The sequence below is a fragment of the Streptomyces sp. PCS3-D2 genome (genome assembly GCF_000612545.2).
Classification (GTDB): domain Bacteria; phylum Actinomycetota; class Actinomycetes; order Streptomycetales; family Streptomycetaceae; genus Streptomyces.
Window position 1 is genome coordinate 6,985,936 of sequence record NZ_CP097800.1, and the last position, 25,268, is coordinate 7,011,203.

Sequence of the window (25,268 nt, forward strand, 5' to 3'; positions counted from 1 at the left end):
CGCCGCAGGTGAGCGGCCCCGGCTCTGCTGAATCGGCCGAGCGTGCCGCAGGCTAACGGGTATCTGCCCGCAGCTCGGCCACCCTTCCCGCCGACCGGGCCGCAAAGAATCTGACACAGCATCAGAAAATGTCTTCCCTCGGCCGCCGGGCTGCGGCATCCTGCCGCCCATGGAGACGGAGCTGAGCAGGAAACTGGGAGTCGAGCACGCCATCTTCGGCTTCACACCCTTCCCCGCGGTCGCCGCCGCGATCACCCGGGCGGGCGGGTTCGGCGTCCTCGGGGCGGTCCGCTACACGGCACCGGACGACCTCAAACGCGACCTCGACTGGATGGAGGCGCACGCCGACGGCAAGCCCTACGGCCTCGACGTGGTCATGCCCGCGAAGAAGGCCGTCGACGGCATCAGTGAAGCCGACATCGAGGCGATGATCCCGGCCGGGCACCGCGCCTTCGTCCGCGACACCCTCGCCGAACACCGGGTACCCGAGCTCGCCGAGGGCGAGGCCTCCGGCTGGCGCATCACCGGCTGGATGGAGCAGGTCGCCCGCAGCCAGCTCGACGTCGCCTTCGACTACCCCGTCAAACTCCTGGCGAACGCCCTCGGTTCCCCGCCCGCCGATGTCATCGCCCGCGCCCACGAGCGCGGGATCCTCGTCGCCGCCCTCGCCGGCAGCGCCAAGCACGCCCGCCGCCACGCCGAAGCCGGCATCGACGTCGTCGTCGCACAGGGCTACGAGGCCGGCGGCCACACCGGCGACATCGCCACCATGGTCCTCGTCCCCGAGATCGTCGAGGCCGTCGCACCGCTCCCGGTCCTCGCCGCCGGCGGCATCGGCAGTGGCGGGCAGATCGCCGCCGGCCTCGCCCTCGGCGCCCAGGGCGTGTGGCTCGGATCCCTCTGGCTCACCACCACCGAGGCCGACCTCCACTCGCGCGCCCTCACCGAGAAGCTCCTCGCCGCCGGCTCCGGCGACACCGTCCGCTCCCGCGCCCTCACCGGCAAACCCGCACGCCAGCTGCGCACCGCGTGGACGGACGCCTGGGACGACCCGGAGGGCCCCGGCACGCTCCCCATGCCGCTCCAGGGCCTCCTCGTCGCCGAGGCCGTCTCCCGCATCCAGAAGTACGAGGTCCGGCCGCTGCTGGGCACGCCCGTCGGCCAGATCGTCGGCCGGATGAACAGTGAACGCAGCGTCCAGGCCGTCTTCGACGAGCTCACCGGAGACTTCGAGAAGGCCATCGACCGCATCAACCGCATCGCCGGCCGAGTCCGAGAGGCGTGACCGCCATGACCACCGCGACGTCCACGACCCCCTCCGTCGATCGGCAGCCGCCCAACGGCTTCTGGGCCCAGGCGGCAGCCGACCCGGGACGCATCGTCCTGACCGCCCCCGGCGGCGAGGAGTGGAGCGCCGGCCGGCTGCACGCCGACGTCAACCGGCTCGTCCACGGGCTGCGCGCCGCCGGGCTGGAAAGGGGCGACTCCTTCGCCGTCGTCCTCCCCAACGGCGTCGAGTTCCTGACCGCCTACCTCGCCGCCTCCCAGGCCGGCTTCTACCTCGTCCCCGTCAACCACCACCTCGTGGGCCCCGAGATCGCCTGGATCGTCTCCGACTCCGGCGCCAAGGTCCTCGTCGCCCACGAGCGCTTCGCCGCGGCCGCCACCGCGGCGGCCGACGAGTCAGCCCTGCCCGCGAGCCACCGCTACGCCGTCGGAGCGGTCCCGGGCTTCCGCCCGTACGGGGACCTCCTCCACGGGCAGCCCGCCACGGCCCCCGCGGACCGCACCCTCGGCTGGGTCATGAACTACACCTCCGGCACCACCGGTCGCCCCCGCGGCATCCGCCGCCCCCTGCCCGGCAGGCTTCCGGAGGAGACCTACCTCGGCGGATTCCTCGGCATCTTCGGCATCCGCCCCTTCGACGGCAACGTCCACCTGGTCTGCTCGCCGCTCTACCACACGGCCGTCCTCCAGTTCGCGGGCGCCGCCCTGCACATCGGGCACCCCCTGGTCCTCATGGACAAGTGGGCCCCGCAGGAGATGCTGCGCCTGATCGACGCACACGCCTGCACGCACACCCACATGGTGCCGACGCAGTTCCACCGGCTGCTCGCCCTCCCGCAGGAGACGAAGGACGCCTACGACGTGTCCTCGATGAGGCACGCCATCCACGGCGCCGCCCCCTGCCCCGACCACGTCAAGCGGGCGATGATCGACTGGTGGGGCGGCTGCGTGGAGGAGTACTACGCGGCCAGCGAGGGCGGCGGCGCCTTCGCGACGGCCGAGGACTGGCTGAAGAAGCCGGGCACGGTGGGCAGGGCCTGGCCGATCAGCGAACTGGCCGTCTTCGACGACGACGGCAACCGGCTGCCCCCGGGCGAACTGGGCACCGTCTACATGAGGATGAACACCGGCGGCTTCAGCTACCACAAGGACGAGGACAAGACGAGGAAGAACCGCATCGGAGACTTCTTCACCGTCGGGGACCTCGGCCTGATGGACGAGGAGGGCTACCTCTTCCTCCGCGACCGCAAGATCGACATGATCATCTCCGGCGGGGTCAACATCTACCCGGCCGAGATCGAGTCTGCGCTGCTCGCCCACCCGGCCGTCGCGGACGCCGCCGTCTTCGGCATCCCGCACGCCGACTGGGGCGAGGAGGTCAAGGCGGTCGTCGAACCGGCGGAGGGCGTCGCGGCCGGCGGCGCCCTGGCGGCCGAGATCCTGCACCACTGCGAGCAGCGGCTCGCCGGGTACAAGCGACCCCGGACCGTCGACTTCGTCGAGCACATGCCCCGCGACCCGAACGGCAAGCTCTACAAGCGCCGGCTGCGGGACCCGTACTGGGAGGGCCGCGAGCGCGCGATGTGATCCACCAGGGAGCCCGCGAGCCCGTCGTGCCGCGAGGATCCGTGAGAAACACCACGTCAAGGCGCCAGGAGCGCGCCGTGCGACGCACCAGGGGAACACTTCTGGCAAGTTGGACGATATGGGTACGACGAAGCGCAGATCCCCCCTGGCCGACTGGACCGTCCTGGTCCCCGTGGTGGCGCTGATCGCGCTGGTCCTCAGCTGGGGGCGGGAGCTACCCGGCTTCGCCGTGGTGGTCGTCGCCCTGTGCTTGGCCGGTGCCGTGCTGGCGGCCGTGCACCACGCCGAGGTCGTCGCCCACCGGGTGGGCGAACCCTTCGGCTCCCTCATCCTCGCCGTGGCGGTCACCGTCATCGAAGTGGCCCTCATCGTCACCCTGATGGCCGACGGCGGGGACAAGAGCGCGACCCTGGCCCGGGACACCGTCTTCGCCGCCGTCATGATCACCTGCAACGGCGTCGTCGGCGTGTCCCTGCTCGTCGGCGCCCTGCGCAACCGGATCGCCGTCTTCAACCCCGAGGGTTCCGGCGCCGCCCTCGCCACCGTCGCGACGCTCGCCACCCTCAGCCTCGTCCTGCCCACCTTCACCACGAGCAAGCCCGGCCCGGAGTTCTCCACCGGGCAGCTGGCCTTCGCCGCCGTGGCCTCACTCGCCCTGTACGGGCTGTTCATCGCCGTGCAGACGGTCCGCCACCGGGACTACTTCCTGCCCGTGAACACCGGCCGGGGCACCGGCCGTGCCGCGGACCCGCAGGACGACCACGCGGCGCCGCCCACCTCCCGAGCCGCCCTGCTCAGCCTCGGCCTGCTGCTGGTCGCGCTCGTCGCGGTCGTCGGCGACGCCAAGGCCGTCTCGCCGACCATCGAGTCGGCGGTGGCCAAGGCCGGCCTGCCCCAGGCGGTCGTCGGTGTGATCATCGCCCTGCTCGTGCTGCTGCCGGAGACCCTCGCCGCCGTCCGCGCCGCCCGACGCGACCGCGTGCAGACCAGCCTCAACCTCGCCTACGGGTCCGCCATCGCCAGCATCGGCCTGACCATCCCGGCCATCGCACTGGCCTCCATCTGGCTCGCCGGCCCGCTCACGCTCGGCCTCGGACCGGTCCACATGGTGCTGCTCGCCCTGACCGTGGTGGTCAGCACGCTCACCCTCGCCCCCGGCCGCGCCACGCTGCTCCAGGGCGGAGTGCACATCGTGCTGCTGGCCGCGTACCTCTTCCTGGCCGTCAGCCCGTGAGGCACAGGGCCGGGGCAGGGGCGAGGCGCGCGCCCCGGCCACCGCCCTCCCGTCTCCGGCAGGCCGCCGTCCTGCCGGAGACGGCACCGCGTCCCGCCCCTCCGGACGGACCGACAACCTGTCAGCATCCCGCCGGGGAGCGCGTCCTTGACCCCGGCCCGCCCGACGGCGAGGATCACGCCCATGACGTCAGCACGCACGGGGCAGCCGGGACAGGCGGGGCCGGCGGCCGGCGCCGTACGGGGCAACACGGTCGACGGGCTGGTGCGCGACAGCGCGCGGCGGGTTCCCGACCGCCTCGCCGTCCGCCACGGCGAGCGGACCTGGACCTACGCGGAACTCGACGCGGCGGTGACCACGGGGGCCGCCCTGCTGCGGGAGCACCACGCACTGGCCGCAGGCGACCGGGTCGCCACCTACGCCCACAACTCCGACGCCTACTTGCTGGCCTTCCTCGCCTGTGCCCGGGCCGGGCTCATCCACGTCCCGGTCAACCAGAACCTCACCGGCGAGGACCTCGCGCACATCCTGGACGACTCCGGGAGCACCCTCGTCCTCGCCGATCCCGACCTGGCCGGGCGGGTCCCCGACGGCTTTCCCGTACGGGCCCTGCGCGACGCCCCCGACTCCTTCTTGACCGCTCTGGCCGAGCCGCTCCCCTTCGCGCCCGACCCCGACTCCGACTCCGATCCCGACCGCATGGCGCAGCTGCTCTACACCTCGGGAACCACCGCCCTGCCCAAGGGCGCGATGATGACCCACCGGGCCCTCGCCCACGAGTATGAGAGTGCGATCGGGGCGCTGGACCTGGCCGAGGGGGACCGGCCGCTCCACGCTCTGCCGCTCTATCATTCGGCGCAGATGCACGTCTTCCTGCTGCCCTACCTGGCGGTGGGGGCCCGCAACACGATCGTCGAGGCGCCGGTCGCCGAAGAGCTCTTCGACCTCGTGGAGGCGGGTGAGGCGGACAGCCTCTTCGCCCCGCCGACGGTGTGGATCGGCCTGGCCGGCCATCCGCGGTTCGCCGCGGGCGGGCTCGCCGGACTGCGGAAGGCGTACTACGGAGCCTCGGTCATGCCCGTCCCGGTTCTGGAGCGGCTGCGCGAACGGCTGCCGGGGCTCGCCTTCTACAATTGCTTCGGCCAGAGCGAGATCGGGCCGTTGGCCACGGTGCTCGGCCCCCGCGAACACGAGGGGCGGAGCGACTCCTGTGGGCGTCCGGTGCGCCATGTGGAGGCGAAGGTCGTCGACGAGGACGGCGCGGACGTACCGGACGGCACCCCGGGCGAGATGGTGTACCGCTCACCTCAGCTCTGCCTGGGCTACTGGAACGACTCGGCGGCGACCGGGCAGGCCTTCCGGGACGGCTGGTTCCGCTCGGGCGACCTCGTGGTGCGGGACGCGGAGGGCTACTTCACGGTCGTGGACCGGGTGAAGGACGTCATCAACTCGGGCGGGGTGCTGGTCGCGTCGAGGCAGGTGGAGGACGTGCTCTACACCCATCCGGGGGTGGCCGAGGCGGCGGTGGTCGGGCTCCCCGACGACCGGTGGATCGAGGCTGTCACAGCGGTGGTGGTGCCGTGCGGTGCGGTGACCGAGGCGGAGCTGGTGGCCTACGCCCGGGAGAGGCTCGCCCACTTCAAGGCCCCGAAGCGGGTGCTGTTCGTGACCGCTCTTCCGCGCAACGCGAGCGGCAAGATCCTCAAGCGGGAGCTGCGGGACCGTTTCGGAGGGCGGGCCCGCTGACACCCGTACGGGAAGGCGCGGCCGGTGTCAGTCCGGTTCTGCGTGGTGCTGGGCTCCGTCCCGGGGGAGGAACCCGCTGCGGCGCAGGCGCCGCAGGGTGAGGTGCTCGTGCGCCAGGCGTCCGACGAGCGCGCCGCCGTAGACCACGAAGCCGACCCCGACGAGCCAGGACTGGACGACCAGCAGCGTGCCGAAGGGGCCGTAGGTCACGGCGTTGGACGCGATCAGGGGCGAGAACACCAGCTGAGAGAAGATCCGCAGCCCCAGCAGCCCGAGGCTGGTGGCCACCGCTCCCGGCACCAGAGCCCGCCAGCGCACCCGGCCGCCGAGCAGCAGGCGCTGGGAGGCGATGAAGAACAGGCAGGTGCCGAAGAGGTCGCCGAGCGTGCCCAGGACCGTGCCGAAGACGTCGTCCGACGGTGGGGGGATCACCACGAGCAGCGCGAGGTAGCAGACGAGCATGGCGAGCCAGACCACGTGCCGCCACATGGTGTGCCAGCGGGCCGTCGGCAGGTCCCACACCTTCTCGTAGCCGGTCTGCACGGCCGAGCCGAAGGTCAGACCGAAGACGGCGAGCGCGGCCAGCCCGAAGGCGGTGGTCCGCTCCAGTGCGGTGTCCGCCGCACCGAAGACCATCTCGATCCTGATGCGCGAGGACGCCGTCACGCCGAGGGCCTGCCCGAGCCAGCGCCCGAACCCCGAGCCGCTCCCGGGCACCGCGGCGGCCACGACCACCAGGAGCGGCACCAGGGTGAGGAATCCGAGGGCCGCGAAGCCCATCGACCGGTGCATCAGCTCCATCTCCCGGCCACGGCTCCAGGCCAGCCCGGCATAGGAGCCCTGGAAGCGGTCGTGGAGCCGCCGAAGGGTCGAGGTCACGCCTCATGCATTACCCGGACCGGTGCGCCGCCTCCCGGAGCCCGGACCGAAATGAGCCCGAAGGGGTGGTTTCGGCGACCCGACTCGGCGTCAGCCCGGTCAGCGGGCTGTGGTCGACGCTCCGCGCGAGGCGGGGCAGGCCTGCCGGGCCCGCGCCGATGCGTCGCGGAGTCGTCTGGTCAACTGGTCGCATGACGCGCACCCTGTACCTCCTGTGTTCGGCCGCCCCACCCGTGTTCGACGTCGCCCGCGTGATCGAGGACGCGCAGGCACGCGGCTGGGACGTGTGTCTCGGACTGAGCCCGACGGCGGCGGACTGGCTCGCGGAAGGCACCGACGGCCTGGCCGCGCTCACCGGGCACCCGGTTCGCAGCCGGTACAAGCGGCCGGCCGATCCCGACGTGTGGCCCTCGGCGGACGCGATCCTCGTCGCCCCGGCCACGTTCAACACGGTCAACGGGTGGGCGCTCGGACTCACCGACCGGTTCGTGGTGGGCGTGGCGGCCGAGGCCCTGGGCAAGGGCACGCCGTTGGCCGTCATGCCGTGCGTGAACACGGCGTTCGTCCGGCACCCGCAGTTCGAGCAGAGCTTGGCCGTGCTCCGCGGTGCGGGGGTCCGGGTGCTGTACGGCGATGACGGCTTCACCCCCCACCCGCCGGGACAGGGCGCTGCGCGGCCGTACCCGTGGACCCTCGCGCTGGATGCCGTGGACGACCTCGTCCGCGGGGACTTCCAGGAGCGGGGGAGGTAGCCCCGGAGCCGGGCGGGGGAGACGGACCCGACGGGTCCGGGCCCGCCGCGCCTGGTCGGCGCGAGCGCCGTGACCTGCGCAGACGTCACTCGTCCCGACATGTGGCCCGATCCATGCCGGTCGGCCCGAAGGGGGTATCGTCCCCCGGTCACGGACGGCGATCGGACCGCCGCCCGGCCAGACCGAGGGAGCCGATATGACTGATCTGAATGCGCTGCGGGCGAGTCTGGCGTCGGGCGAGCACGAGTTCGCCGACACCCTGGCCTTCGTCGCCGCGTGCTACGAGTACCGGCCGCAGGCCTTCCGCAACGGGGAACTGGGAAACGCCGCGGGCGAGAACGAGGGCTCCTGCAAGACGCTGGGACTGGCCGTGTTGGAGGGTCTGAGCGATCAGGAGGCGCTGCTGGCGTTCGGTGAGCACTATCGCAGTGTGCTGGCGACGCCCGACGGCACTGATCACGGCAACATCCGCAACCTCATGGCCCATGGCCTGGCGGGGGTGAGCTTCGCGGGGCAGCCGCTGGCCCGCAGGAGCTGAAGGCCGCGCCTCGTGCCGCCCCACCCCCGCTCCGGCCGGGCAGCTGCCACCCGACGACCGGCACCCGCGTGCCCCCTGCCCTGCTCCCTCGGACAGGCGCTACTCGGAGTCGAGTTGGTGGTCGGCCCAGACGTAGCTCTCGGGGAGCAGTTCGGTGATGGGGACCGCGCGGATCGTCTCGCCCGATCCGACGATGACCTCGATGGCGGGGAAGTAGTCGAGGAGGACCTGGCGGCACCGGCCGCACGGGGGAACGACCCCCCGGTCGCGGTCGCCCACGGCGACGATCCGGTCGAGCGCGTAGACGCCCTGGGCGGCCGCCGTGCCGATGAGGACCAGCTCGGCGCAGGGTCCGCCGGTGAAGTGGTAGGCGTTCACCGCGGTGACGATGCGGCCGTCCCGCGCCCGGGCCGCCGCCGCCATGGTGTGGTGGTCGCCCCGGCAGCGGTTGCGGGCCACCTCGGCCGCGGCCTCGACGAGCGCGTGGTCGACGGGGCGGGTCCTGATGGTCATCCTCTCCGCCTTCTCAGGTGGTCCGTGGCCGGGGCGAGGCCGGTTCGGGACACTGGATGTGGGTGTAGGGCCATGATCCTGACTGGACGTCGCCGTTGGTGACGGTGTCGGCCACGTTCTGGTCGGCATAGTACGTGGCGCGACAGACGGCGCTGCCGGAGCCCTCGGACCGGACGACGCGGACGGTGGACGTCCGGCGCCCGCGGAGGTTGGCGCCGACCCAGCGGTTCAGCAGCAGGGCCGCGGTCTCCTCGCTCACATCGGGCGCCAGCAACTCGGCCGCGTCGCCGGTGTCCTTGAGGACCCGGTGGGCGGGGGTGGGCTTGCCCTCGTCGCTCATGCCCGCGTGGTCGGCGTCGGGGTCGGCGCAGCCGGTCAGTGCGAGCAGGACGGCCGCCCCGACCGCTACGGCCGTGTGGTGTGTACGCATCACACCAGGCTGGCCCGGCCCGGACGACCGTAGGGCTGCTGTGACAGCCCTGTTACGCGCCGAAGTGTCCTGTCAGGGAGCCGGGGGCCGGCCCGGGGTGCGGAGGTCAACAAGCCTTTTGATCTTGCCCACCGAGCGTTCCAGGGTCTCCGGGGCGAGCACCTCGACCCGGACGGAGACGCCGATCCCCGCCTTGACCGCCTGGACCACGGCGGCGGCCGTGGCCTCCCGCAGGGAGGCGTCCGACTCCCGACGGGCCTCCACCCGGACTGTCAGGGTGTCCATCCGGCCCTCCCGGGCCAGCCTCAGCTGGAAGTGGGGCGCCAGCCCCGGCGTCCGCAGCAGGATTTCCTCGATCTGGGTCGGGTACAGGTTCACCCCGCGCAGGATGATCATGTCGTCGCTTCGGCCCGTGACCTTCTCCATCCGGCGGAAGGCCGGTCGGGCCGTGCCGGGGAGCAGCCGTGTCAGGTCCCGCGTGCGGTAGCGGATCACCGGCATGGCCTCCTTGGTGAGGGAGGTGAACACCAGCTCCCCGAGCTCGCCCTCCGGCATCACCGCACCCGTCAGGGGGTCCACCACCTCGGGATAGAAGTGGTCCTCCCAGATGTGCAGGCCGTCCTTGGTCTCGACGCATTCCTGCGCCACACCGGGCCCGATGACCTCCGACAGGCCGTAGATGTCCACCGCGTCCATGCCGAGGCGCTCCTCGATCTCCCGCCGCATCTCCTCGGTCCACGGCTCCGCGCCGAAGATCCCCGTCCGCAGCGAGGTCGCGCGCGGGTCGACACCCTGGCGCTCCATCTCGTCCAGCAGGGTCAGCATGTAGGAGGGGGTCACCATGATGACCTCCGGCCGGAAGTCCTGGATCAGCCGGACCTGGCGGTCCGTCATGCCGCCCGAGGCGGGCACGACGGTGCAGCCGAGGCGCTCGGCGCCGTAGTGCGCGCCCAGGCCGCCTGTGAACAGGCCGTAGCCGTACGCGATGTGGACGATCTGGCCGGGCCTGCCACCCGCGGCGCGTATCGACCGGGCGACGACGTCGGACCAGGTGGACAGATCCCCGTCGGTGTATCCGACGACGGTCGGGCGCCCGGTGGTGCCGCTGGAGGCGTGGATGCGGCGCACCTCGGAACGCGGCACCGCGAACATGCCGAAGGGGTAGTGGTCGCGCAGGTCGGCCTTGGTGGTGAGGGGGAACAGGGCGAGATCGGACAGGGAGCGGCAGTCGTCGGGATGCACACCGGCCTTGTCGAACGCCTGCCGATAGAAGGGCACCCGCTCGTACGCGCGGTGCAGGGTCGCTCGCAGCCGCGTGAGCTGGAGTGCCGCCAGCTCGTCGCGGCCCAGCCGCTCGCCCTCGTCGTGGAACCCCGCCTGCACCGCCATGTCGTCACCCCATCGTGAGCGTGCCCAAGAACCGACCGATCATTCGGTAGATTGCCAGGGGTGTGCAGGCTAAAGCAATGACTCGAACGGGTGATCGCCTGATCTGGCGGCCTCCATGCCGCGCTTCACCGCGCACGGCGGCCTCGCCCCGGACCCGCCGGTCCTCTCAGTGCGCGGGACGGGTGGCCGTGCCGCCGGTGTCCGCCTCCGTCGCGACCGCCTTCGCCCAGCGGTAGTCCGCCTTGCCGCTCGGTGAACGCTGCACGGCCGGCGTGATGACAAGCTGCCGCGGGATCTTGTAGCCGGCGAGCCTGGTGCGGCAGTGGCTCTGGATTTCGTCCAGCGTCGGGGCCTCCGCTCCCGGCCGCACCTGGACCACCGCGGCGACATGGCTGCCCCAGGTCGGGTCCGAGACCCCGGCCACCAGCGCGTCGTACACGTCGGGGTGCGACTTCAGTGCCTGCTCGACCTCCTCCGGATAGACCTTCTCGCCGCCCGTGTTGATGCACTGCGAGCCTCGGCCGAGCACCGTGACGATGCCCTGTTCGTCGACGGTCGCCATGTCTCCCAGCAGTACCCAGCGCTCGCCGTCCTTCTGGAAGAAGGTGTCGGCGGTCTTCTCCGGGTCGTTGTAGTAGCCGAGCGGCACGTGGCCGCGCTGGGCGAGGCGCCCCGGCTCGCCGACCGCCACCGGTTCGTGCGTCACCGGGTCCACCACACGGGTGCGGTCGTTGACCTCCAGGCGGAACCCCTTCTCCGGGCCGGAGTCGTCCGTGGCGCGGCCGTTGGAGCCGGACTCGGAGGACCCGAAGTTGTTCAGGAGCAGGACGCCGGGCACCAGGCTCCGGAACTCGGCGCGCACCGTCTCGGACATGATCGCCCCGGACGAGGAGACGCTGAACAGGGATGACAGGTCGGTGCCCCGGAGCGGTCCCCTGAGGGCGTCGATGAGCGGCCTGAGCATTGCGTCGCCGACCAGCGACACGCTCGACACCTTCTCCTTCTCGATCGTCCGCAGCACCTCCTCGGGGGCGTACTTGCGGTGGATGACCACTCGCTGGCCGTAGTTGAAGGCGATGAACGACGTCAGCGTCGACGTCCCGTGCATCAGCGGGGGAGCCGGGAAGAAGGTCAGCCCGGCGCCGCGCGCCGCCACCCGCTCCGCCAGCTCCTCCGGCCGTTTCACCGGCTCGCCCGAGGGCTCGCCGCCGAAGAGTCCCGCGAAGAAGAGGTCCTCCGCCCGCCACATCACGCCCTTGGGCATGCCCGTGGTCCCGCCGGTGTAGATGATGAACAGGTCGTCCGCGCTGCGCGGCGGGAACCCGCGGCCGGGTGACCCGGCCGCCTCTGCGTCCGCGTACGCGAGCGGGGCGATCGACGGCTCCGCGGCCCCCTCGGGCGCCTCGCCGACCCGGATCAGGTGCCGCAGTCTCGGCGTCTTCGGCAGCGCGGCCGCCACCCGCCCGGTGAACTCGCCCTCGAAGACGAGCGCGGCGAGGTCGGCGTCGTTGTAGAGGTAGACCAGTTCCTCTTCCACATAACGGTAGTTGACGTTCACCGGGACGAGCCGGGCCTTGAGGCAGGCGAGCACGGTCTGGAGGTACTCGATCCCGTTGTAGAGGTGCAGCCCCAGGTGCTCGCCGGCGGTCAGGCCGCTGTCCAGCAGGTGGTGGGCGATCCGGTTCGCCGCCGTGTCCAGCTCCGCGTACGTCAGGCGGCGCTCCGCGCCCGTCCCGGGGTGGTCCACGTACACCAGGGCCTCGCGGTCCGGGACCACGTCCACGACCGACTCGAACAGGTCGGCAAGGTTGTACTCCACCGTTCCTCCTGACCCCGTTGTTCCCGATGGCCGGCCCCGCGGCCGGCGGCTCCGGCGGTCATTAGAGCGCCGTGGCCGGCAACTGGGAAGGGCACCGCCCAAGAAAACTGACTGAGTGTCAGAAAACTCTTGAAGTGCACCCTCCCCTACTGCAACCTGTTCTAGGTCTTGAGACGGGAGGACGGCAATGGGTGGGACGGAACACCTGACCGTGGAACGCCGCGGCGCCACGCTGGTGCTCACCATGAACAGGCCCGAGGCGAAGAACGCGCTCTCGCTGCCGCTGCTGGTGGGGCTGTACGACGGCTGGCTGGAGGCGGACGCCGACGACGAGATCCGCTCCGTGGTCCTGACCGGCGCCGGCGGCGACTTCTGCGCAGGCATGGACCTCAAAGCGCTGGCCGGCCGGGGCATGGCGGGAGACCGGTACCGGGACCGCCTCAAGGCCGACCCCGACCTGCACTGGAAGGCGATGCTCCGCCACCACCGGCCGCGCAAGCCGGTGATCGCGGCGGTGGAGGGCCACTGCGTGGCCGGCGGCACCGAGATCCTCCAGGGCACCGACATCCGGGTGGCCGCCGAGGGTGCCACCTTCGGGCTGTTCGAGGTCAGGCGGGGGCTCTTCCCGATCGGCGGCTCCACGGTGCGCCTGCCCCGGCAGATCCCGCGCACGCACGCGCTGGAGATGCTGCTGACGGGACGTTCGTACGCGGCGCAGGAGGCGGCACGGATCGGGCTCGTGGGGCGGGTCGTTCCCGACGGCGCGGCGCTCGCGACGGCCCTGGAGATCGCCGAGCAGATCAACGCATGTGGGCCGCTGGCGGTCGAGGCGGTCAAGGCGTCGGTCTACGAGACCGCTGAGCTGACGGAGCGGGAGGGCCTGGCGTCGGAACTCCTGCGGGGGTGGCCGATCTTCGACACGGCCGACGCGAAGGAGGGGGCGCGGGCCTTCACGGAGAAGCGGCCCGCGGTGTACCGGCGCGAGTAGTCCGGTCGGGGCCCGGCCGCGGCCCCGATCGTGCGCCGGGTCCGGCGCCGTGACCGCCGCCGGGAGGCGCCCGCCCCCTGCCCCGCCCCCGCCCCCTGCCCCCGACCGCCGGCGGGGCCGAACACACCGGAACCAACCGCATCGGAGAGCCCCATGACAGCTGCCTCCCCGCCGGAGGTGCTCCGCGCGCCCCTCGTCGTCGAGTTCCCGTTCACCCGCTCCCTCGGGCCCGTCCAGAGTGCCTTCCTCACCGGGCTGCGCGAGGGTGTCGTCCTCGGCGTGCAGGCCTCGGACGGCAGGGTGGTGGTCCCGCCCGTCGAGTACGACCCCGTCACCTCGGAGGAGATCCGCGACCTCGTCGAGGTCGCCACCACCGGCACCGTCACCACCTGGGCCTGGAACGACCGACCCCGCCCGAACCAGCCCCTCGACACCCCCTTCGCCTGGGCACTGGTCAGGCTGGACGGGGCCGACACCGCCCTGCTGCACGCCCTCGACGCCCCCGGCCCCGACGCCGTGCGCACCGGCATGCGGGTACGCATCCGCTGGGCCGCCGAACGCACCGGGGCCATCACCGACATCGCCTGCTTCGAACCGTGCGACGCCACCACCGCCCCCCAGAGCCTCCCCGCCCCGCACGACGGCATCTTCCGCGAAGCCGTCACCGGCATCGTCGCCGAGGCCCGCCTGGACTACGTCTACAGCCCCGGCCGCGCCCAGACCGGCTACATCAACGCCCTGTCCGAGCGGCGGACCGTCGGAGAGCGCTGCCCCTCCTGCCACAAGGTGTACGTCCCCCCGCGCGGAGCGTGCCCCACCTGCGGGGTGGCCACCACCGACCGGGTCGAGGTCGGCCCGGCCGGCACGGTCACCACCTTCTGCATCGTCAACATCAAGGCGGCGAACCTCGACATCGAGGTTCCCTACGTCTACGCCCACATCGCCCTCGACGGCGCCGGCCTCGCCCTCCACGGCCGGATCGGCGGCATCCCCTACGACCAGGTCCGCATGGGCCTGCGCGTCGAGCCCGTCTGGACCGAAGGCGGCCGCTACCCCGACCACTACCGCCCCACCGGAGAACCGGACGCGGAGTACGACGCGTACAAGGAGCTCATCTGATGACCGGGCCCAGGACGACCGGGTACGCGAGGGACGTGGCCGTCGTCGCCTTCGCGCAGAGCGACCACCTGCGCCGCACCGACGAGCTCAGCGAAGTCGAGATGGTCATGCCCGTCCTCCACGAGGTGCTGGCCGCCACCGGGCTGAAGGCCGGCGAGATCGGCTTCACCTGCTCCGGCTCCAGCGACTACCTGGCGGGCCGCGCCTTCTCCTTCACCATGACCCTCGACGGGGTCGGCGCCTGGCCACCGATCTCCGAGTCCCACGTCGAGATGGACGGCGCCTGGGCCCTGTACGAGGCCTGGGTCAAGATCCAGACCGGCGATGCGGACACCGCGCTCGTCTACGCGTACGGGAAGTCCTCACCCGGATCCGTGCGCGACGTGCTCACCCGCCAGCTGGACCCGTACTACCTCGCCCCCCTCTGGCCCGACTCGGTGGCTCTGGCAGCCCTCCAGGCCCAGGCCCTCATCGACGCGGGCGAGACCGACGAGCCCGGCCTGGCCGCCATCGCGGCGCGCAGCCGGGCCGACGCCGGGGCCAACCCGCACGCCCAGCTGCGCGGTGCGGTCCCGCACGGCGACTACCAGGTCCGGCCCCTGCGCACCGGCGACTGCCCGCCCGTCGGCGACGGCGTGGCAGCCGTCGTCCTGGCCGCCGGCGACCTCGCGCGGCAGCTGTGCCGACGCCCCGCCTGGATCACCGGCATCGACCACCGGATCGAGGCGCACGGCCTGGGTCTGCGCGACCTCACCGACTCCCCGTCCACCCGAACCGCCGCCGAACACGCGGGCCTCTTCGACGCCCCCGTGGACACGGCGGAACTGCATGCGCCGTTCTCCTCCCAGGAGGTGGTGCTCCGCACGGCACTCCGGCTCGGCGACGGCGTCACGATCAACCCGTCCGGCGGGGCACTCGCCGCCAACCCGATGATGGCCGCCGGACTGATCCGCATCGGCGAGGCCGCCGCCCGCATCCACCGCGGCGCATCCGACCGGGCCGTCGCGCACGCCACCTCCGGCCCCTGCCTTCAGCAGAACCTGGTCGCCGTCCTGGAAGGGGACCGCGCATGAGCACCTCCGTCACCTCCGCCACCTCCGGTTCACCGGGCGCCACCGGCAAGGAGCCGGTCGCGGTCGTCGGCATCGGCCAGACCAAACACGTCGCCGCCCGCCATGACGTCTCCATCGCCGGGTTGGTCCGCGAGGCCGCCACCCGCGCCCTCGCCGACGCCGAACTGACCTGGGCGGACATCGACGCGGTCGTCATCGGCAAGGCCCCCGACTTCTTCGAGGGCGTGATGATGCCGGAGCTGTACCTGGCGGACGCGCTCGGAGCCGTCGGCAAGCCGATGCTGCGCGTGCACACGGCCGGATCGGTCGGCGGGTCCACCGCGCTGGTCGCCGCCGGCCTGGTGGCCGCCCGCGTCCACCGCACCGTCCTCACCCTCGCCTTCGAGAAGCAGTCCGAGTCGAACGCCATGTGGGGCCTCTCCCTCCCCGTTCCGTTCCAGCAGCCCCTGCTCGCCGGCGCCGGCGGATTCTTCGCCCCGCACGTGCGCGCGTACATGCGGCGCACCGGCGCGCCCGACGGGGTCGGCTCGCTCGTGGCGTACAAGGACCGGCGCAACGCCCTGAAGAACCCGTACGCGCACCTGCACGAGCACGACATCACGCTGGAGAAGGTCCAGGCCTCACCCATGCTGTGGGACCCGATCCGGTACTCCGAGACCTGCCCGTCCTCCGACGGCGCGTGCGCGATGGTCCTCACCGACCGGGCGGGCGCGGCCCGCTCGCCGCTGCCGCCCGCGTGGGTGCACGGCGGGGCGATGCGCAGCGAGCCCACCCTCTTCGCCGGCAAGGACTTCGTCTCTCCGCAGGCCGGCAAGGACTGCGCGGCCGACGTCTACCGGCAGGCCGGGATCACCGACCCGCGCCGGGAGATCGACGCGGTGGAGATGTACGTGCCGTTCTCCTGGTACGAGCCGATGTGGCTGGAGAACCTGGGCTTCGCAGAGGAGGGCGGGGGCTGGAAGCTGACCGAGGCGGGCGTCACCGAGATCGACGGAGACCTTCCGGTCAACCCGTCCGGCGGCGTGTTGTCCACCAACCCGATCGGCGCGTCCGGCATGATCCGTTTCGCCGAGGCCGCCCTCCAGGTGCGCGGCGGGGCCGGGGAACACCAGGTCCCCGGAGCACGCCGGGCGCTGGGGCACGCATACGGCGGCGGCGCACAGTTCTTCGCGATGTGGCTGGTGGGGGCGCAGGAACCCACCACGTGAACGGAAACGGCCGTCCGGCCCGGGGCCCGGACCGGTCACGAGTGACTCACCGTGGCCTGTGCGGCACCGGCCGCGATGGTTAACCTGGCCCCCGGACGACGTACCGGGAGGAGCACGCACGTGGCCGAGAGCATGACTTCGCAGCCCCTCGCTGGCTGGGGGAAGCCGGACCTCGATCTCACCGAGGCGGACTGGCAGTCGAGCAGCCGGGGAGCGGGCGACGTCCAGATCGCCTTCGTCGAGGGCTTCATCGCGATGCGCAACAGCGAGCGCCCCGAAAGCCCCTCCCTGATCTTCTCGCCGGACGAGTGGCACAAGTTCGTGCTGAACGCCCGGGGAGGGGAGTTCGACCTCACCTGACCGCCCGCCACCGCCCGGTCCGGCCCCGCCCCGCCGGGGCCGGCGAGCGGCGGTCACCGCGGACGGGGCACTGCCGGCTGTCGCAGGAGCTGCCGCCTGCCGCGAGGCGGCGTACCGCGGGCCCGCAACCCCCGACCGACCCCGCCCGGTCGGTAGGCTGGCGGTATGAACGCAGAGAGCGACCTGCGGACCCTGCTGAGCGGGATGCGGCCCGAGCTGAACGAGGGCGTGTACGTGTTCTGCACCGTTCCGGGCGGTACGGTCCCCGCCGGAACGGCGCCCGTCGCCACCATCCTGGAACCCGAGGGCCTCACGCTCGTGCTGCGCCAGGAGGACGCCGACGCGGCCGGACTGGCCTACGACTACACCGCCGGCTGGATCACCCTGAGGATCCACTCCGCGCTCGACGCCGTCGGTCTCACCGCAGCCTTCGCCACCGAACTCGGCGCCCACGGCCTGAGCTGCAACGTCATCGCCGGCCATCACCACGACCACCTCTTCGTGGCCGCGGACCGGGCCGCCGAGGCCGTGGCCGTCCTGGAAGACCTGGCGGCACGTTCCGGACCGGACCGGTCGGCCCGGGGTCCGCACCCGGACCTTTCCTGAACCCGGCCGGAACCCCTTCGAAATCCGCCCACGAGCCCGCCGCGCGTCCGCCGGGAGCCCGACCGGGGCCCGTCGGTAAAGAAGATCGGATTCTTTCCGGCAGTGGGGCACCCCGAGATGTGCGCGGGCGTACGCTGATCTCCCGGAACAGGCCTGGGGGGTACCAGCCATGACGGACCACCGGACGCGCACACGGCGCACCATGGTCGAACGCGACGCCGAACTCGCCATCGTCGAAGAGGCCCTGGAGCGGCTCACCGGTCCCGGGCCCGACGCCGGCGGCGCGCTGCTGGCCTTCTCCGGCCCCGCCGGACTCGGCAAGACCACCCTGCTCGCCGAGCTGCGCCGCCGCGCACACGCCCGATCCTGCACCGTCCTCGCCGCCCGCGGCGGCGAACAGGAGCAGAGCCAGCCCTTCCACGTCGCCCGCCAGCTCATCCAGCCCCAGCTCGCCGGCACCTCCGAGCCGGAACTGCGCGCCGCCCTCGGCGGTTGGTACTCCATCGTCGGCCCCGCCCTCGGACTCTGCGCCCCCGAACAGGGCGCCCCGCCCGACCCGCAGGGCCTGCGCGACGGCCTCGACTGGATCCTCACCCACCTCGTCGTCAAGCGCGCCCCCGTCACCCTCGTCCTCGACGACGCGCACTGGGCCGACCCCGAGTCGCTGAGCTGGCTCGCCGCCTTCGCCCCGCGCGCCGAACACCTGCCGCTGCTCCTCGTCGTCGCCTACCGCCCCGACGAACTGCCCGCGCACGCCGACGCCTTCCGCACCCTGCCCGGCCGCGCGGGGCACCGCCCCCTGCCGCTCTCCCCGCTCACCCCGGCCGCCGTCGCGGCGCTCGTCCGCGGGGTCATCGGCGACCACGCCGACGACGCCTTCTGCCAAGAGGCCTGGAACGTCACCGCAGGCAATCCCTTCGAAGCCGTCGAACTCACCGCCAAGGTCCGCGGCAGGGGGCTGCGCCCCGTCCAGGAGAACGCTGCCCAGCTGGCCGACCTCGCCGCCGCCCAGCGCGGCAGCGGCCTCGTCGCCCGCCTCGAACGCCTCGGCCCCTCCACCGTCCGCTTCGCCTGGGCCTGCGCCGTCCTCGGCACCGCCATCCCGCAGGACATAGCCGCCAGGGTCGCCGCCCTCGGCACCGAGGAGGCAGCAGGCGCCACCGCACGCCTGCGGGACGCCCGCATCCTGTCGGCCGCCGGAACCACGCCGGGCCATGAACCGGAAACCGGACTGGAGTTCGTCCACCCCCTCATCGCCACCGCCATCTACCGCGCCATCCCCGACGCGCTGCGCGTCGCCCTGCACGGGAAGGCCGCCGCGGCCGTCGTCGACGCGGGACTGGGCTGCTCCGCCGCAGCCCGCCACCTGCTGGAGACCCACCCCGAGAACGACCCCTGGGTGGTGCGCACCCTGCGCGAGGCGGCCGCGGAGAACCTCCGCGCCGGAGCCCCGGACGCCGCCCGCCGCCAGCTCGCCCGCGCCCTGCGCGAGCCACCCGACTTCGACGAACGCGCCGCCGTCCTCTACGAACTGGGCTGCGCCTCCCTGCTGACCGAGCCCGCCAACACCGTCAACCACCTGCGGGCGGCCCTCACCGAACCCTTCGACGACCCCGCCCTGCGCCAGGGCATCGTCATCCGGCTCGCCCAGGTCCTCGCGCACAGCGACCGCCTCGCCGAGGCCTCGGAATGCCTGGCCCGCGAGATCGCCCAGACCCCGGACGTACGGGCCCGACTGCGCCTACAGTCCGAGCAGTTCATGTGGGACGCCTTCAACGCCGCCGAGACCGACTCCCCGGCCCGGTCCCGGCGCCTCACCCGGCTCGCCGACCGCCTCACCGGCCGCGACCTCACCGAGCGGTACGTGATCGCACTGCGCGCCTGGGACGCCTGCCTGCGCGGTGAGCCGGTCGACGTGGTGCTGCACCACGCCGGCCGGGTGCTGGAGCAGCCCTTCAGCTGGGCCCACGAGGACCGCGGCTTCGAAGTACCCGTACTGGTAGGGCTTGGTCAGGTTCAGTCTTTGGTGGCGTGTCCAGTTGAGTGGCTGTGTCGTTGATCGGGTGTGACGCCTGAGGACTTGGCCGCGGTGCGGTGTGATCTGGAGGATTTCGCGGCGGAGGTTTTCGAGCCGTTCGCGCGGAATGATCAGCGTCGGTGGGGGCGGGTCTACCTGCGTGGGCTGCTGACCGACGGGCAGCGCAAGTCGGTCGAGCCGATGGCCGCCCGGCTGGGCGAGGACGGGAACCGTCAGGCCCTGGCCCACTTCATCACCACCAGTCCGTGGGATCCGGCGCATGTGCGGGCCCGGCTGGCCTGGAGGATGGAAAGGGCGATCCGGCCCACCGTGCTGGTCTTCGACGACACCGGGTTCCTCAAGGACGGCAATGCCTCGGCGTGTGTGTCGCGGCAGTACACCGGCACCGCGGGCAAGGTCACCAACTGCCAGGTGGGCGTCTCCCTGCACATGGCTTCGGATCATGCCTCGGCGGCGGTCGACTGGCGGCTGTTCCTGCCCGAGACCTGGGCGCCCGGGTCGGTGAAGGCGGATCCGGACAAGGTCGCCCGCCGCACCGCCTGCGGTATCCCCGACGACATCGGGCATGTGGAGAAATGGCAGCTGGCCCTGGACATGCTGGATGAGACCCGCTCGTGGGGCATCGAGGTGCCGCTGGCCATTGCGGACGCCGGATACGGCGACGCCGCGGCCTTCCGGCACGGCCTGCAGGCCCGCGGCCTCAACTACGTCGTGGGCATCTCCACCACCCTCTCGGCCCAGCCCGGCCCCGCGGTGCCGGTCGCCGAGCCGTACTCCGGGACCGGGCGCCCGCCGGTGGCGAAGTACCCCGACAAGCCGCAGTCGGTGAAACAGCTGGTCATCGCGGCCGGCCGGAAGGCGGCGAAGCCGGTGCAGTGGCGTGAGGGATCCCGGCCCGGCACGGGCCGCAGCGGCTTCAAGCGGATGTACTCGCGGTTCGTGGCCTTGCGGATCCGGCCTGCCGGACGCGAGGTCCGCCAGACTGTTGACGGACCGGAACTGCCGGAGTGCTGGCTCCTGGCCGAGTGGCCAGCAGGCCAGGCCGAGCCGGTCCAGTTCTGGCTCTCCGACCTGCCCGCCGACACCCCGCTGACCACCCTGGTCCGCCTGGCCAAGCTCCGCTGGCGCATCGAACACGACTACCGCGAGATGAAGCAGGCCCTGGGCCTGGCCCACTTCGAGGGCCGCACCTGGAACGGCTGGCACCACCACGTCACCCTCGTCTCCGTCGCGCACGCCTTCTGCACCCTGCAACGACTGGCCAGAGCCCCAAAAGACACGGCGCTGGCCTGACCCTCTACCGGATCATCCGCGAGCTACAAACCCTTCTCGCGACATGGAACGGCGCCTGCCCCACCTGTCACCGCGACATACCCACCCCAATACGGACCTGACCAAGCACTACTGGCCGCGATGGTCCACATGTACGCCGACCGACCCGGCCGCGCGGAGGAGCTGTTCGAGGCCGGTACCGCCGAGTTCGAGCGCCAGGGCTGGCGCGGGGCCCACCTGTCCTTCGCGTACAGTCTGCGCGCCTACATCCGCTACCGGCGGGGACGGCTCGTGGAGGCCGAGGAACTGGCCCGGTCCGGCCTGCGGCTCGCCGAACGGGTGGGCCGGCGCACCCCCGTCCACTGGTACGCCATCGCGATCCTGCTCACGACACTGCTCGCCCGCGGCCGCGTCGACGAGGCCTGGGAGCTGGCCCAGGAGCACGAGTTCGGCGCGCCCTTCCCGGCCGCCGTGGTCTTCCCCGACTCGCAGACCGTCTACGCCGAACTGCTGCTCGCCCGGGGCGAGGCACGGGCCGCGATCGCCGAACTGGAGGCGGTGGAGCGGCGGCTGACCCCGCGCGGGATCCAGAACCCGGCCTGGTGCCCGTGGCAGCTGCACCTCGCGCGGGCCGTCGTCGCGGACGATCCGCAGCGGGCCCGCGCCCTGGCCGCCGACGCCGTCCGGCGGGCCAGGGCCTTCGGTGCCCCCTCCGCCATCGGCCAGGCCCTCAGGGTCGCGGCGGAGGTCGCCGCCCCACAGGACCGGACAGCACTCCTCCGGGAAGCCGTCACCCTGCTTTCGGCGGCACCCGCCGGATACGAACTCGCCCGCGCCCTGAACGCGCTCGGCTACGGGCTGCGCGACGCGGACCTGCTGACCGCGGCCGTGGTCACGGCCCGGGAGTGCGGCGCGGACGCACTGGCGGAAGAGGCCACCGAGACGCTGCTGGGCCTCGGCGGCACGCTGCCCGGCGGGTCGCCCCGGGTGGACTGGGTCACCGAGGAGGAGATCCGGGCCGCGGACCGGGCCGTGCGTCACGGCAAGGACCCCGAGCCGGCGTCACCCGACTGGGTGCTGTCCGCGGCCTGCCGCAAACTCGGCACCGACCGGTCCGGGCTGCGCGCCGCACTGGAGTCGTTCGCCCGTAGCTCAACGTGAGCGGGGCCGCCTCCCGGCGGGCAGGGTCACCCCATGGGCCACACCGACGGAGTCCCTCTGTTCCGGGCCGTGGCGGCGGCCTTCGAGGCGGCGGTCCGCCGGTCTGCGACCAGGGCGATCCGGTGCCGGAGGTTGCCGCGGGCCCCGGCTGGACGGTCACCGACCTGGTCCGCCATCTCGGCGGAGTGCACCGCTTCCTCGTGCACGTACTGCGTGGACGGCTCACCGTCCCGCCCGACCCGGCCGGGCTCGACCTCCCTGCGGTCCCCGACGCTCCGGGAGGGCCGGCCGACTGGTTCGCCCGGGGCGCCCACGAGCTCGTGGAGATCTCGCACGAGCTGGGGACGGACACCCCCGTGTGGACCTGGTCGGCGGAGCAGACCTCTGGCTTCTGGCTGCGGATGCAGTGGATCGAGCCGGCCGTCCACCGGTGGGACGCCGCATCGGCGATGGGGCCCGCTCCGCTCGCCGCCGCCGTGGACGCCGTCCCCCAGACCCTCGACGTCATGGCCCCGGCCCGTCGCGCCTGGCAGCAGGCGCCGCCGGTACGGGGGAAAGGTAGTGCTTCCGGTGTGCGGACGGTCCGCAGTCCTGGACCGTCCCCCTCTCGGGTGACCAGGTGCTGCGCGAACCCGGATCCACCGGGCCGGTCGCCGTCGAGGCCGCCGGCCCTGCCGCGGACCTGGCCCTCTTCCTCCGGCGGCGCGTCCCGCCCTCCGCCCTGCACGCCATGGGCGACACCCGCCTGCTCCGGCACTGGTTCACCCTGGTCCCGCCCGTCTGAGGGGCCCGCCCGCGCACCGCGGCGGGATGAGGGGCCCCCGGGCCGTGAAACCCCCGCGGCCACGTACCATGGCCGCATGTCCTTCCTCCGCCGCCACCGCGCCGCCACACCCGCCGGCCCGGACTTCGATGTCCTGGCCATGGACCCGGGGGACTGGCCGGGCAATCTCGGGGCCGGGCTGCTGCCCGCGCCCGACGGCAGCTGCCAGGGGGTCTTCCTCCGCTACGACCTGTTCGGCGGACGCGGCCCCGCGATGATCATCGGAAACCTCCCCGAGGGCTCCCCGGCCCGGGACCTCACCGACGGCCAGGTCCCCTTCGAGGTGGCCCAGCTCCTCGACGCGCTGGAGAACGACGAGGACGTCGAGGTCACCGGTGTCGAGGACTGCCCCGTCATGCAGGGCGACAACCTCCTCATCGTCCGGAAGATCAAGCTGTCGGAGTCCCGCATCTCCTGCGTCCAATTCGACCGCAGCGACAACGTGCTGGTCACCATCGCCAGCTGGGACCGCCCGATCACCGACGACCTCTACGCGCTCCTGAAGCCGCTCCCCGCCGAGCTCTTCCAGCAGGGCTGACCCCACCGGTTCCCCCGACCGGCCCCGCGGGTTCCCCGGAGCGACCCCGCGAGGCGACCGGTGGCGAGCCCGCGCGGTCGGCGCCACCCGATCACGCGTCCGCGATGTCGTTCGCCGCCACGTAGCCGAACGTCATCGCGGGGCCGATCGTCGACCCGGCGCCCGCGTAGCTGTGACCCATCACCGCGGCACTGGCGTTGCCCGCCGCATAGAGGCCCCGGATCACCGAACCGTCCGGGCGCAGCGCCCGGGCCCGCGCGTCCGTGACGATGCCGCCCTTGGTGCCGAGATCACCGGGCACGATCTTGAACGCGTAGAACGGCGGGACCCAGATCGGCGCCAGGCACGAATTCGGCTGGACGTTCGGGTCCGTGTAGTAGTGGTCGTACGCGGTGTCACCCCGATGGAAATCGGGATCGGTGCCGTTCCACGCCTGCGCGTTGAACCGCCCCAGCGTCGCTCGCAGGGCCGCCGCCGGCACGCCGATCCGGCCCGCCAGCGCGTCCCACGTCCACGCCTTGTGCGCCGCACCCGCCTCGTACCACGAGTCCGGGAAGGGCAGCGTCGGCAGGATGTCCTTGAACAGGTACTTGTTGCGGTAGTGCTGATCCACGATCAGCCACGCCGGGATGTGCGAACCGGTCGCGCCGCGGTCCTTCTCGTACATCACGTGCACCACATCGCTGTACGGGGCCGCCTCGTTGACGAACCGCGTCCCGTGGGCGTTCACGATCAGCCCGCCCGGGAGGGTCCGTTCGGCCAGGCAGAAGTACGGCTCCCCGGGCAGCGGGATCGACGGCCCCCACCACGCGTCCTCCATCAACGCCAGCGACGCCCCGGCCCGCCGGCCCGCCAGGATGCCGTCGCCCGTGTTCTCCTTCGCGCCCACCGACCACTGGGTGCCAATCGGCTGCTGCTGGTACTGCGCCCGCATCGCCGCGTTGTGCTCGAAGCCACCCGATCCGACGATCACCCCCTTGCGGGCGCGTACGACGCCGCGCGCACCCTCCTTGTCCACCACCACACCGGTGACGGCACCCCCCTCCTGGACCAGGTCCACCAGAGGACTGTTCAGCCACAGCGGTACTCCGGCGCGCTGGAGCCCGGCCCGCAGCCCGGCCGCCAGGGCCTGGCCCATCGTCAGCGGCTTCTCGCCGCGCAGGGCCGCCTTCGTACCGCGCGCCAGACACTCGGCGGACACGGCCAGGCCCCGCGCGCTCACCGCCGCGAGGTTCAGCCACTTGTAGTCCTGGCCGAAGACCACCATCCCGGCCGGCACCGGCATGTACGCCGGGTTCAGGCGGGCCAGTTCACCGTCCAGGATGTTGCCGTCGATCTGGTCGGGCTCGATGGACCGTCCGTTCGGCAGTCCGCCCGGCAGGTCAGGGTAGTAGTCGCTGTACCCCTCCATGAAGCGGAACCGCAGCGGGCTGTTGGCCATCACGAAGTCCAGCATGCGCGGGCCGTTGGCGAGGAACGCGGCCTGGCGGTCGGCCGGTACCTCGGGCCCGACGACGGCCGCCAGGTACGTCGCCGCCTTCTGCGGGGTGTCGGGCACGCCCGCGGCCAGGATGACCGCATTGTTGGGCAGCCAGATTCCGGCCCCCGAACGCGCGGCCGACCCGCCGAACGTGGGGGCCTTCTCGATCACCAGGACAGTCAGTCCGCGCCTCGCGGCGGTGAGCGCGGCCGTCATCCCGGCCGCCCCGGAACCGACCACGACCACGTCGTACTCGCCGAGCAGCGGCTCGGTCTGGACATCCTGGGCCCGGGCCGTGCCGGACGGCAGCACGGCGGCGGCGAGCACCCCGGCCCCGGTGCCGGCGAGGACGGCGCGTCTGGACGGGAGGGGGGCGGGGGAGGTGCGTGAAGCGCTTGCGGACATGGGCAGGCTCCAGCGGAGTGGGG

At 72.6% G+C, this 25,268-nt stretch carries 23 protein-coding genes and 1 pseudogene; 18 read left to right on the forward strand and 6 right to left on the reverse strand.

Going from position 1 to position 25,268, the window contains the following annotated elements:
• Positions 1 to 169 precede the first annotated feature (169 nt).
• The 4 genes from AW27_RS31295 to AW27_RS31310 all read left to right on the forward strand — a co-directional run bounded on the left by AW27_RS31295 (position 170) and on the right by AW27_RS31310 (position 5,854).
• Positions 170 to 1,285, forward strand: coding sequence for a nitronate monooxygenase (locus AW27_RS31295; protein ID WP_037921948.1), 1,116 nt, complete (start codon positions 170 to 172; stop codon positions 1,283 to 1,285).
• A 5-nt stretch (positions 1,286 to 1,290) separates the two neighbouring features.
• On the forward strand, positions 1,291 to 2,874 hold the full coding sequence (locus AW27_RS31300) for an acyl-CoA synthetase (RefSeq protein WP_037922865.1): 1,584 nt from the start codon (positions 1,291 to 1,293) through the stop codon (positions 2,872 to 2,874).
• Between the two features lie 118 nt (positions 2,875 to 2,992).
• Positions 2,993 to 4,108, forward strand: coding sequence for a calcium:cation antiporter (locus AW27_RS31305; protein WP_052030619.1), 1,116 nt, complete (start codon positions 2,993 to 2,995; stop codon positions 4,106 to 4,108).
• Positions 4,109 to 4,291: 183 nt separating this feature from the next.
• Complete coding sequence (locus tag AW27_RS31310; protein WP_052030621.1) at positions 4,292 to 5,854, forward strand: fatty acyl-CoA synthetase; 1,563 nt, start codon at positions 4,292 to 4,294, stop codon at positions 5,852 to 5,854.
• A 27-nt stretch (positions 5,855 to 5,881) separates the two neighbouring features.
• Here the strand turns inward: AW27_RS31310 and AW27_RS31315 are convergent, their stop codons facing one another.
• On the reverse strand, positions 5,882 to 6,733 hold the full coding sequence (locus AW27_RS31315) for a YhjD/YihY/BrkB family envelope integrity protein (protein WP_037921953.1): 852 nt from the start codon (positions 6,731 to 6,733) through the stop codon (positions 5,882 to 5,884).
• Positions 6,734 to 6,924: 191 nt separating this feature from the next.
• On the opposite strand from AW27_RS31315, the gene AW27_RS31320 reads away from it, so the two are divergent.
• Complete coding sequence (locus AW27_RS31320) at positions 6,925 to 7,485, forward strand: flavoprotein (RefSeq protein WP_037921956.1); 561 nt, start codon at positions 6,925 to 6,927, stop codon at positions 7,483 to 7,485.
• Positions 7,486 to 7,681: 196 nt separating this feature from the next.
• Complete coding sequence (locus AW27_RS31325) at positions 7,682 to 8,023, forward strand: HopJ type III effector protein (RefSeq protein ID WP_037921958.1); 342 nt, start codon at positions 7,682 to 7,684, stop codon at positions 8,021 to 8,023.
• Between the two features lie 99 nt (positions 8,024 to 8,122).
• Here AW27_RS31325 and AW27_RS31330 read toward each other — a convergent pair whose 3' ends face one another.
• The 4 genes from AW27_RS31330 to AW27_RS31345 form a co-directional block, all read right to left on the reverse strand.
• Positions 8,123 to 8,536, reverse strand: coding sequence for a cytidine deaminase family protein (locus AW27_RS31330; RefSeq protein WP_037921961.1), 414 nt, complete (start codon positions 8,534 to 8,536; stop codon positions 8,123 to 8,125).
• 13 nt (positions 8,537 to 8,549) lie between these two features.
• Positions 8,550 to 8,966, reverse strand: coding sequence for a hypothetical protein (locus AW27_RS31335; RefSeq protein WP_037921963.1), 417 nt, complete (start codon positions 8,964 to 8,966; stop codon positions 8,550 to 8,552).
• Between the two features lie 72 nt (positions 8,967 to 9,038).
• Positions 9,039 to 10,355 (reverse strand): phenylacetate--CoA ligase PaaK, encoded by a 1,317-nt coding sequence (paaK, locus tag AW27_RS31340; RefSeq protein ID WP_037921965.1) that lies wholly within the window; start codon positions 10,353 to 10,355, stop codon positions 9,039 to 9,041.
• Between the two features lie 166 nt (positions 10,356 to 10,521).
• Positions 10,522 to 12,174, reverse strand: a complete 1,653-nt coding sequence (locus AW27_RS31345; protein ID WP_037921968.1) for an acyl-CoA synthetase — start codon at positions 12,172 to 12,174, stop codon at positions 10,522 to 10,524.
• A 187-nt stretch (positions 12,175 to 12,361) separates the two neighbouring features.
• Between AW27_RS31345 and AW27_RS31350 the strand changes: the two genes are divergently transcribed.
• From AW27_RS31350 to AW27_RS31405, 12 genes and pseudogenes are all read left to right on the forward strand, one after another.
• The gene (locus AW27_RS31350) at positions 12,362 to 13,162 is read left to right on the forward strand and encodes a crotonase/enoyl-CoA hydratase family protein (RefSeq protein WP_037921971.1); all 801 of its coding nucleotides are present in this window, start codon (positions 12,362 to 12,364) and stop codon (positions 13,160 to 13,162) included.
• Between the two features lie 153 nt (positions 13,163 to 13,315).
• On the forward strand, positions 13,316 to 14,281 hold the full coding sequence (locus AW27_RS31355) for a Zn-ribbon domain-containing OB-fold protein (RefSeq protein WP_037921972.1): 966 nt from the start codon (positions 13,316 to 13,318) through the stop codon (positions 14,279 to 14,281).
• Positions 14,281 to 15,354 carry a thiolase domain-containing protein gene (locus AW27_RS31360; RefSeq protein WP_037921974.1) on the forward strand — a complete coding sequence of 358 codons (1,074 nt, stop codon included), beginning with the start codon at positions 14,281 to 14,283 and terminating at the stop codon, positions 15,352 to 15,354. Before AW27_RS31355 ends, AW27_RS31360 begins: the two co-directional genes overlap by 1 nt.
• Complete coding sequence (locus AW27_RS31365) at positions 15,351 to 16,562, forward strand: thiolase domain-containing protein (RefSeq protein WP_052030623.1); 1,212 nt, start codon at positions 15,351 to 15,353, stop codon at positions 16,560 to 16,562. Before AW27_RS31360 ends, AW27_RS31365 begins: the two co-directional genes overlap by 4 nt.
• Before the next feature lie 132 nt (positions 16,563 to 16,694).
• Positions 16,695 to 16,922: a DUF397 domain-containing protein gene (locus AW27_RS31370; protein ID WP_370466718.1), complete on the forward strand. Its 228-nt coding sequence runs from the start codon at positions 16,695 to 16,697 to the stop codon at positions 16,920 to 16,922.
• Between the two features lie 165 nt (positions 16,923 to 17,087).
• A complete protein-coding gene (locus AW27_RS31375; protein WP_052030625.1) occupies positions 17,088 to 17,528 on the forward strand; it encodes an ACT domain-containing protein in 441 nt (146 codons plus the stop codon).
• A gap of 169 nt (positions 17,529 to 17,697) precedes the next feature.
• The gene (locus tag AW27_RS31380) at positions 17,698 to 19,587 is read left to right on the forward strand and encodes an AAA family ATPase (protein WP_370466639.1); all 1,890 of its coding nucleotides are present in this window, start codon (positions 17,698 to 17,700) and stop codon (positions 19,585 to 19,587) included.
• A 6-nt stretch (positions 19,588 to 19,593) separates the two neighbouring features.
• Complete coding sequence (locus AW27_RS31385; RefSeq protein ID WP_304949835.1) at positions 19,594 to 20,859, forward strand: IS701 family transposase; 1,266 nt, start codon at positions 19,594 to 19,596, stop codon at positions 20,857 to 20,859.
• A 129-nt stretch (positions 20,860 to 20,988) separates the two neighbouring features.
• Positions 20,989 to 21,999 (forward strand): tetratricopeptide repeat protein, encoded by a 1,011-nt coding sequence (locus tag AW27_RS31390; protein WP_304949937.1) that lies wholly within the window; start codon positions 20,989 to 20,991, stop codon positions 21,997 to 21,999.
• Between the two features lie 200 nt (positions 22,000 to 22,199).
• Positions 22,200 to 22,550, forward strand: a pseudogene (locus AW27_RS34505) (maleylpyruvate isomerase N-terminal domain-containing protein); the annotation flags it as partial.
• A 68-nt stretch (positions 22,551 to 22,618) separates the two neighbouring features.
• Positions 22,619 to 22,783, forward strand: coding sequence for a hypothetical protein (locus AW27_RS31400; RefSeq protein ID WP_236647680.1), 165 nt, complete (start codon positions 22,619 to 22,621; stop codon positions 22,781 to 22,783).
• Positions 22,784 to 22,859: 76 nt separating this feature from the next.
• Complete coding sequence (locus AW27_RS31405) at positions 22,860 to 23,360, forward strand: hypothetical protein (RefSeq protein WP_030030746.1); 501 nt, start codon at positions 22,860 to 22,862, stop codon at positions 23,358 to 23,360.
• 91 nt (positions 23,361 to 23,451) lie between these two features.
• Here the strand turns inward: AW27_RS31405 and kstD are convergent, their stop codons facing one another.
• Positions 23,452 to 25,245, reverse strand: coding sequence for a 3-oxosteroid 1-dehydrogenase (gene kstD, locus AW27_RS31410; RefSeq protein ID WP_037921984.1), 1,794 nt, complete (start codon positions 25,243 to 25,245; stop codon positions 23,452 to 23,454).
• Between the last annotated feature and the right edge of the window lie 23 nt (positions 25,246 to 25,268).

Bases quoted from the DNA above. Each gene is read 5' to 3' on its own strand.
- AW27_RS31330 (WP_037921961.1), bottom strand. From the start codon at position 8,536: ATGACCATCAGGACCCGCCCCGTCGACCACGCGCTCGTCGAGGCCGCG.
- AW27_RS31405 (WP_030030746.1), top strand. From the start codon at position 22,860: ATGTCCTTCCTCCGCCGCCACCGCGCCGCCACACCCGCCGGCCCGGAC.
- AW27_RS31320 (WP_037921956.1), top strand. From the start codon at position 6,925: ATGACGCGCACCCTGTACCTCCTGTGTTCGGCCGCCCCACCCGTGTTC.
- AW27_RS31355 (WP_037921972.1), top strand. From the start codon at position 13,316: ATGACAGCTGCCTCCCCGCCGGAGGTGCTCCGCGCGCCCCTCGTCGTC.
- AW27_RS31335 (WP_037921963.1), bottom strand. From the start codon at position 8,966: ATGCGTACACACCACACGGCCGTAGCGGTCGGGGCGGCCGTCCTGCTC.
- AW27_RS31370 (WP_370466718.1), top strand. From the start codon at position 16,695: ATGACTTCGCAGCCCCTCGCTGGCTGGGGGAAGCCGGACCTCGATCTC.
- AW27_RS31380 (WP_370466639.1), top strand. From the start codon at position 17,698: ATGACGGACCACCGGACGCGCACACGGCGCACCATGGTCGAACGCGAC.
- AW27_RS31295 (WP_037921948.1), top strand. From the start codon at position 170: ATGGAGACGGAGCTGAGCAGGAAACTGGGAGTCGAGCACGCCATCTTC.
- AW27_RS31375 (WP_052030625.1), top strand. From the start codon at position 17,088: ATGAACGCAGAGAGCGACCTGCGGACCCTGCTGAGCGGGATGCGGCCC.
- AW27_RS31360 (WP_037921974.1), top strand. From the start codon at position 14,281: ATGACCGGGCCCAGGACGACCGGGTACGCGAGGGACGTGGCCGTCGTC.
- AW27_RS31390 (WP_304949937.1), top strand. From the start codon at position 20,989: ATGTACGCCGACCGACCCGGCCGCGCGGAGGAGCTGTTCGAGGCCGGT.
- AW27_RS31305 (WP_052030619.1), top strand. From the start codon at position 2,993: ATGGGTACGACGAAGCGCAGATCCCCCCTGGCCGACTGGACCGTCCTG.
- paaK (WP_037921965.1), bottom strand. From the start codon at position 10,355: ATGGCGGTGCAGGCGGGGTTCCACGACGAGGGCGAGCGGCTGGGCCGC.
- AW27_RS31300 (WP_037922865.1), top strand. From the start codon at position 1,291: ATGACCACCGCGACGTCCACGACCCCCTCCGTCGATCGGCAGCCGCCC.
- kstD (WP_037921984.1), bottom strand. From the start codon at position 25,245: ATGTCCGCAAGCGCTTCACGCACCTCCCCCGCCCCCCTCCCGTCCAGA.
- AW27_RS31310 (WP_052030621.1), top strand. From the start codon at position 4,292: ATGACGTCAGCACGCACGGGGCAGCCGGGACAGGCGGGGCCGGCGGCC.
- AW27_RS31365 (WP_052030623.1), top strand. From the start codon at position 15,351: ATGAGCACCTCCGTCACCTCCGCCACCTCCGGTTCACCGGGCGCCACC.
- AW27_RS31325 (WP_037921958.1), top strand. From the start codon at position 7,682: ATGACTGATCTGAATGCGCTGCGGGCGAGTCTGGCGTCGGGCGAGCAC.
- AW27_RS31350 (WP_037921971.1), top strand. From the start codon at position 12,362: ATGGGTGGGACGGAACACCTGACCGTGGAACGCCGCGGCGCCACGCTG.